The 8,079-nt window shown below is 72.9% G+C and carries 1 protein-coding gene; it reads left to right on the forward strand.

The genetic code is table 11. The annotated features are described in order from the left end of the window. The coding region (locus tag ACWCV3_RS28360) for a lonely Cys domain-containing protein (protein ID WP_451230033.1) at positions 1-8,079 on the forward strand (8,079 nt) is incomplete at both ends.

An 8,079-nucleotide genomic window follows, 5' to 3' on the forward strand; every position in this document is an offset into this window, starting at 1 on the left:
GCTCTCGTCGTCGACCCCGCCGGTCGGGCGGTGGAGCGTGCGCTGCCGGAGTTCGCGCAGTCGTCGTCCACGGCACACGCGGTGCTGGACGCGGCCACGGGGCACGGGTACGGCGCGCTCGGCCTGGAGGTGGAGAAGCGTCAGCGGTTCGTGATCAGCGGCATCGGCGACCTGCCGGCCAAGGAGCTACTGGCCGAGGCGCCGGGCTTCAAGATCGTCACCGATCACGCCGGCCTCTGGCGTACCGCCGACGGGCGGCTGCACTTCACCTATCCCGAGACCGCACCCGGAGAGCCCCAGCCCCTCCAGGGCTCCTACCTCATCGGCGAGATCGTCGTCGAACCGATGGCGGTGCTCCCGGGGGAACGGAGGCAGTCCCAGGAGGAGGCGCTAGCCCGGCTGGACCGGGTGGAGCGGGCGCTGGACGCCAGGAACGCGCCCCACGCCGCACCGCAGGTCCCCCTGGCCGCGCTGCTCCCCACCGAGGACGGGTGGACGACCACCGAGTTCGGAGACAAGGCCCTGGTCGGCCCCAACCCGTCCGGGACGGACCTCGCCTACGTACAGCCCACCCTCGGCTTCCCCGCCCTGGGTCTGAGCGCGCTCCAGGACGCGGCGGGCGAACGGCTCCCGAAGGGGTCCATCGGAGCGGTGGATGCCTCGGGCCGGGAATTCGGGATGAAGGCCACCGCGCAGTTCTTGCGCGTCCTCACCGGCCGGACCGATGTGCCCGACGTGATCGTTCCCTTCCTCGCGCCGATCCCGGACATCGACGACATCTGGGGCTATCTGCGGTTCATCTACGCCCACACGGTCGCCAGGCCGTCCGGCGTCATCCTCAACCAGAGCCCGACCGGGTTCATGACCAAGAACGGCCTGGCGGTGGCGTCGCGCCCCGCCCTGGACCGCGTCCTGCGGGCTCTGCGGCCTCGCACCCGGCAGTTCCTCGACCAGCACCACGACGGCATCAGCGCGAGCCTCGCCGCCACGCTCGCGAGGCTGCTGGAGCTGTACCGCAAGAGCCTCACACCGGACAAGCCGTTCTTCCCGGGCTTCTTCGACGCCACGATCGGTGATGTGCCGTCGGCCCGCGAGTACACGACGTCCGCACTGACGGGGCGCACTTCCGGGGGCAAGGTCGTCACCCAGAAGCAGATGGTCGACATGGACGACGACCGGTTCCCGACCCTGGACACGGACGACGGCCGGCTGGAGATCCCGCTGGTCCTCGCGGAGCTGCGGCACTTCGCTTACGACAACGCCCAGTTGATGTCGCCGGAGGACATCCGGCGGGCCGTGGCCGAGTTGTCGAGCCTCAGCCGTGAGGCCTACCGGCGAGCTCTCACCCACCGGGTACCGCTGCCCGAGGACGCCCTCCGCGAGTCCGTCAACCGCGTCCTGGACAACCAGGCCGTCCGGCGCCTCGCGCACTTCGTGCAGATGGTGCTGATGGCGGGTCTGCCGCAGCCGGGCGGCGAGGCCCGACGGCTGATGTCGGTGGGGGAGAGCCAGAGGATCTCCCGCGCCCTGGGCGAGTACGCCCTGGGGACCCCGCTGCCCGCCGACGACCCCGTGCACCAGGCACTGCGTAAGGCTGTGGACGAGGCGTCCCGTGCCGTCGACACGGTTCCCCAGCAGCACCAGGAGAGGCTTCGTGCGCTGGTCGGGGCCGCGCAGGAGGCCCTCGGTATCCTGGCCGACCCCACGCGGACGCCTCCGGTGCTGTCGTGGGTTCCGGAGCTGGTGGCGCTGGACGGGTCCCGGGTCCTCCTGGACCGCGTGCTGGTGACCGGTCACCGGGACCTGCGGGACAGGCCGGTGGGTGTGTCCTCGCGTCCCGCGGCGGACTGGCAGGACGCCCGCCGGCAGACCTACGGCCTGCTGCCCGACGTGGTCGGGTACACCTTCGTGCGACCGGGCCCGGCGACGCTGGAAAGCCCCGTGCAGACACTGCCGTTCGGCACGGCACACCTGGTCGGGCTGCGCGGTGGGCCCGGGGCGGCGGTGCTGGCGTTGTCGGACGGCTCCGATGCCGTCGTCGACTACGCGCGGGTCGTGGACCTCCTCTTCGCGGTGGACGGGCATCTGACGGCGCTGGCACCGGAGAGCCCGGTGCTGGTGGCCGGGGCCGATCTGGCCGGCCCGCCGATGGGCGATCCGCTGGAGGTGCCGCTGGCCGGTGAGGTCCTGGCCGACGGCCTGGACCGGTGGGTGTGGACCACCGGCAGCGGTATCGAACCCGTGCTGGTCCCCGCGGACGGGTCGGCCGGGCCGCGGTGGCAGTTGGCGGAGGGTGACTGGTGGGTCGGGTTCCGCCCCGGGCTCTCGACCGCCGAGCTGGGCCGCTGGGCCGAGCAGATCACCGGCGACCGCGGCCGGACTGCGGACGTGCGGCGGTGGGTGCGGGCGATCCGGCTGGTCTACGGTCCCTTGCTGGAGAACGACACGGCTGCGCTTGAGGCGTTGCTGCGGGGCTTCTGGGCGTTGGAGCAGACTCGTGCGGCCAATGGTTTCCAGACCTCACTGACCTGGGGCGATCTGCGGTTCGCCGTGAGCTCCTACTTCGCGGCCAACGGCCAGTCGGAGCCTCCGCTGCCGGTGGCCCTGCAGTTCCTGCTGCTGTCGGCGGCGGGTTCGACGGGTGTGGACCTGGAGCTGTCCAGGTTCTCGATCGTTCCGCAGCATGCCAGCGTACGGGCCTGGGAGGTGGCCGGGGCCGGAGAGGCGGTCGACGGTGCGGTGACGCAGGACGAGGAGATGACTCTCTTCGTGCCGCCGCCGGGGTCTTCCGCGCCTTCCGCCTCGCCGCCGTACGCGTCGACCCCCGTGCAGAGTGTTCCCGAATCCTCGGCGGTGCCGGGGGCGTTGACCGGGCCGGAGGACTTCCTGCTGTCGGCGGGGACGCTGGTCACGGGGCCGTCAGGGCGTCCGCAGGGCCGTAACTGGACGGGTCGGCCGGTCGGCCGGGTCGAGCCGGGGACGGTGCAGGTCGTCGAGGCCCGGCCGGGTGTGGCACCGAGGGTGGTCTCGGCCGGGCCGGCGCCGTGGCCGGAGACCGCCTACGTCGTGGCGGCGGGCGGTAGGGACGGGCGGGTGCGTCTGCCGGACGGCCGGGTGCTGGACGCCGAGGGTCTCGCCGCGGTGCTGGCCGCCGACCCGGAACTGGCGAAGCTGCCGAAGGACGTTCCCGTCGTGCTGGCCGTCCCGTTCGCGGGACAGCAGTACCAGGAGACGCTGCGAAAGGTGGCCGTCCGGCTGGGCCGTACGGTGTGGGGAGCCAGCGGTGACGGCCGTCTGGTCCCCGACGGCACCGGCGCACTCGTTCCGGCTTCGGTCGACCGCGACGGGCGCGTGCCGGTCGGCTCCTGGGTGGCGGTCTCCCCGTCGCCCGCGACCGACCCGCTCCAGGACCGCCGGTGGACGGCGCTGGACGGGACGGTGTTCCACGACAGCGACGTGGACACCCTGCCGCTGGTGGACGAGAGCCAGGAGTGGTTCGGCCGGATGGCCATGCCGCGACAGCAAGCACTGCGACGGGTGGAGCAGCGTTTCCGTACCTTCCGCCGGATGCGGCGGCTGGTGCACTGGACGCCCGTCGGCGCGTCGTACCAGGACGGCGGCGAGGAGCCGGTCTCCATGGACGCGGCGGTTTACGTGTACGCGGCCCATGGGTTGCCCGGGCGGATGGGGCTTCCGCTGCGGGACGGCCGGACGGTGTGGCTGGGCAAGCGGGACGCGGCCGCGTACATCGCGGGGCTGCCGGAGGTACGGGAACTGCCCCCGGGGTACCGGATACACCTGGAGATCTGCTGGAGTGCGTCGGACGGTGATCCGCACACGGAGCAGGCCCCGTATGCTCCGGCACCCCATGTGGACGATCCGCTGGGTGAGGTCTCGCTCGACCAGCACGTGGCGAACCTGTCGCAGAGGGGGACTGACGGCGCGACCCGGCCGACCGGCCTCGACGACGCCCGGCGTTCGACGATCGACGCGGCGAACGGTGAGCGTGGGCGCCGGGTCCAGCACCCCCCCGAGCCGCTGGAGCACCAGCTTGACCAGTTGGCGCGGGAGGTGGGCCTGCACGACGGCACGGGCGCGGTGCCGGTGGAGGTCCGGGATGCCGCCCTGCGGGTGGTGCGGGCGCTGCGGAGGGTGTTCGGCAACGAGATCGAGGACGACCGCGGCGTGCCGGGCGGCCGCTACGAGCGCGTACTGAAGGGCATCGCCGCGCTGGAACGGATGCGGGCCAACGACCCGGCACTCAGTCCGTTCACCCCGTTCCGCATGGACCTCCTGGACTTCTACGTCCAGGAACACACCGGCCGCTCCCCGGACCGGGCCGGGTACCTCGCCCTGCTCGACTTCGCCGCGGCCCGCGTGGCGGCCGACCCCACCGCCCGGCTGACCGACGCGGTACCCGCCCCGGCATTGCTCGCCACACTCCGGCAACTGGCGGCCAGGGGCGAGCAGATCACCCGGCACGTGCAGTCGCTGTCCGCCTCGGCGGTGGTCACCCCCCGGCAAGCGGCGTCCACGCTCTGGGCCACGGCCCGTGCCGCCCAGGTCTTCACCCTGATGACACGCGCGGACCGGGAGACGATGGGCCGCAAGGTCCTCCACCTGGACGCGTCCGCCGGGTGGGAGCGATCGCAGCTGGAGGACCTGTGGATGCTGCTGTCGAAGGCGACCGCTCAGGGCGTGGACGTCTCCGACCACGACCTGCTGGCCGCCTACCACCTGAAGGAAGCCGGTGCCTTCGGTCCGGCGGCCGTACTGCGGCACGGATCCAACGTCCAGGGCGTCAACTGGTCCCGTAACGCCGCCCCCGCGGGCATCGACTGGGGCGCCGTGCACGAGGTGGGCTCCGGGCCCGGCGGGATCACCACGCGCCCGGTCCAGCCGGACTGGACCGGTCCGGGCAAAGCCATGCCCACGCTGCGCGTGGTCGAGGTGGACGGCGCCGGCACCGTCGTCGTCCACCTGCCCGGCCGCACCCCCGTCCGGGTGCAGGAGAACGAGTTCCTGGCGCTGCTCGGCCTCGACCCGGAGCTGAGCATCATCCCTCTGGGTATTCCGGTGCTCTTCCTGACCACGGGCCCGGGAGCCCTGAGCCCGCAGCTGGTACAGACGTTCTCCCGGATCACCGGGCGCCCCGCCTACGGATACAGCGCGCCGATGCTGCTCGCGCACACCGCCGACCCCTCCGCCCCGCTCCGGATCCTGACCCTGCCGGCCCCTGCCGGCGCGGCCCCGGGCCACTGGACCACCGCCACCCGGCAGCCCACCACCCGTGGGAACACCGCCACCCAGGACGCCCTGACCGTCTTCGGTACGAACGACCCCGACCCGGCACAGGTACCGGACATCGGGGCCCTGCGCATCGGTGAGGGGGGAGAGCCCCCGGCCGGCTCGCTGCTGTCGCCGGGGACCTTGATGACGAACGCGTCCGGGGCGCCGCGCGGGCGCAACCTGACGGGCGAGAAGGTGCGCCAGCTCCGCGTGGGCCGGGTGCGCGTGTTCGAGGAGCAGCCGGGTGCGGCTCTGAAGGAGGTGCAGGGCGCGGACGCGGACGCGCCCTGGGGTGACACGGCGTACATCGTGTGGGGCGAGAGCCACCCGGACGGTGTGCGGTTCCCCGACGGGCGGGTGCTGAACGCGGAGAAGCTGGCGGCCGAGCTGGCGGCGGACCCGGAGCTGGCGAAGCTGCCGAAGACCGTCCCGGTCGTGCTGGTGGTGCCGAACCTCGCCAACGAGCGGTACCTGGAGTACCTGCGGGCGGTCGCCAACCTGCTGGAGCGGACGGCTTGGGCGCCCAGCGGCGACGGGCGCCTGGTGCGCAACAAGAAGCGCGAGCACGTGCCGGCGCTGATCGACCACGGCCCGGACCACCCGCTGGGCGCATGGGTGCCGTTCCAGCCGACGAAGGCGTCCGCGCCGTTCGTGGACCGCGAGTGGACGGCTCTGGACGGCACGAAGTTCCGCGACAGCGACGTCGCGTCCCGGCCCGTCGTCTCCGACCGGCACGAGCGCTTCGGCCGGATGTCCCACGTGGACGACGTGCGGGACCGTGAGCGGCTGATGCGGTCGTACCTCCGCGCGAAGAAGCAGGTGCACCTGATGGCGTCCGGCGGCCGGACCGCGCTGATCAGCGAGGAGGCGAGGACCCCGGACCTCGCGGTGTACGTCTTCGTCGCCCACGGACTGCCGGGCGGACTGCTCCTGGCCCTGCGGGACGGCCGGACCGTGTGGCTGAGTGCCGCGGACGGCGGACGGTACATAGGCGGACTCCCCGAGGTGGCCGAGCTGCCGAGCGGTCACCGCATGAAGGTGGAGGTGTGCTTCGGCGGCTCGGCGGGGAACCCGACGGCGCCGCAGCTGGCCAACCGGCCGGCGCCCCCGGTGCGCGACCCGCTGGAGGAGGTGTCCCTCACCCAGCACACGGCGAACGAGAGCCGGCTGGTGACCAACGGGCCGCTGACGAGCAGTGGATTCGACGTCGACGCCCACATCCTGCACGACACTCCCGACGGAGTGGTCGGGCGGCACGAGGACGCGTTTCCCGAACCCCTGCCGCACGAGCTGGACCAGAGGGCCCGGACCGCGGGGCTGCACACCGGTGACAGTGAGGCGGCACCCGGGGTGCGCCAGACCGCCCTCAAGCTGGTGCGGGCCCTGCGGATCGTGTTCGGTCCCGAGGTCGAGACGGACAGCGCCCTGTACGAGCGGCTCCTCACGGGCATCGGTGCCCTGGAGACCCTGCGTGCCAACGACCCGGACCTGAGCCGCTTCACCCCGTTCCGGATGGAACTGTGGACCTTCGCCGCGCAGCGTGTCAGCAGCGGGACGCCCGGACCGGACGACTACCGGACGGTTCTGGACCTCGCCGCGCAGCGACTGTCGCAGAACCCGGCGGCCAGGCTGGGCGAGGCCCTCCCGGATCCGCTGATCCTGCACGCGCAGCGGCAGATCACGCAGTTCGGCGCGGTCCTGGTGCGGAACGTACTGCGGCTGCCCGAGAACGCCCCGGTGACCAAGAGCGCCGTGACGTGGGCCCTCTGGGCCATGGCCGGCGCCGCCCGGCAGATGGCGGGCCGGGACGAGGCGTTCACGGAGAAGCTCGGGCGCAGGGTCCTCCACCTGTCCCCGGAGGACCCGTGGACCCCGGCGAGGAAGCAACAGCTGTGGGTCATGACGGCCCAGGCCATCGCGGCGCGGCTGAACCCGGCGGACTACTTCACGCTGGCAGCCTTCCACCTCGCGTCCATGGGCGCGTTCGGACCGGCGCACGCCCTCATGGACGGCGAGAAGTTCCAGGGCTACAACTGGAGCGGCACTCCTGCCCCCGGCGGTGTGGACCTGCGGGTCGTCGGCAGGCAGGACCGGGACGGTGACGGAACCTCCCTCACGCACTTCCGCGCACCGTGGAGGGCCGACGGGGAGCCCGAGGACGTCATGGTGGTGTGGACGGACACCGGTACCGATGGATTCGTGGTCCTCCACCTGCCGGGGACGCCGCCGCTCCGGGTGGCCGACAGGGAGTTTCTGGCTCTGCTGGAGATGGCCCTGCCCCTGCGCGCCGCGTCGCTCGGTATTCCGGTGCTGTTCGTGCTGTCCGGCGCGGGCAGCGGCTCCGGGCGCCCGATGACGCTCTCGGAGGCGTTCTCCAACCGCACGGCCCGCAACGGCTGGGCGTACAGCGGCCCGTTGACGGTGGCTCCCGGCACCCCGCCCCAGGGCACCGGAGTGGCCCCGCTGCGTCTCGTAGGCCTGCCGGAGGCGGGCACCGGAAAGCAGGGTGTGTGGCGGAAGGCGTGGTTGCGGGGCCTCGGCTCCAGCGTCCTGGCATCCGCTCCCTACGGCGACGCGGTGTTCTCCTCGCCGCGGCGCTCAGGGCTGCTGCTGAGCGGGGCCGGGGCCGGGGTCACTGTGCGGCGGCCGCTCTCGCGCGCGGATCTGGTGGCGTTGGCGCGCCGGGTGGCGGGTGGTGAGCCGGTGCGGGGCATGTCGGTCGAGCGGTGCCTGGTGTTGCTGGGGGCGTTGCGGGAGGCGTTGTATCCGCGGGGTGTGCGTCCGGCGGTG

This window comes from Streptomyces sp. NPDC001781 (assembly GCF_053596035.1).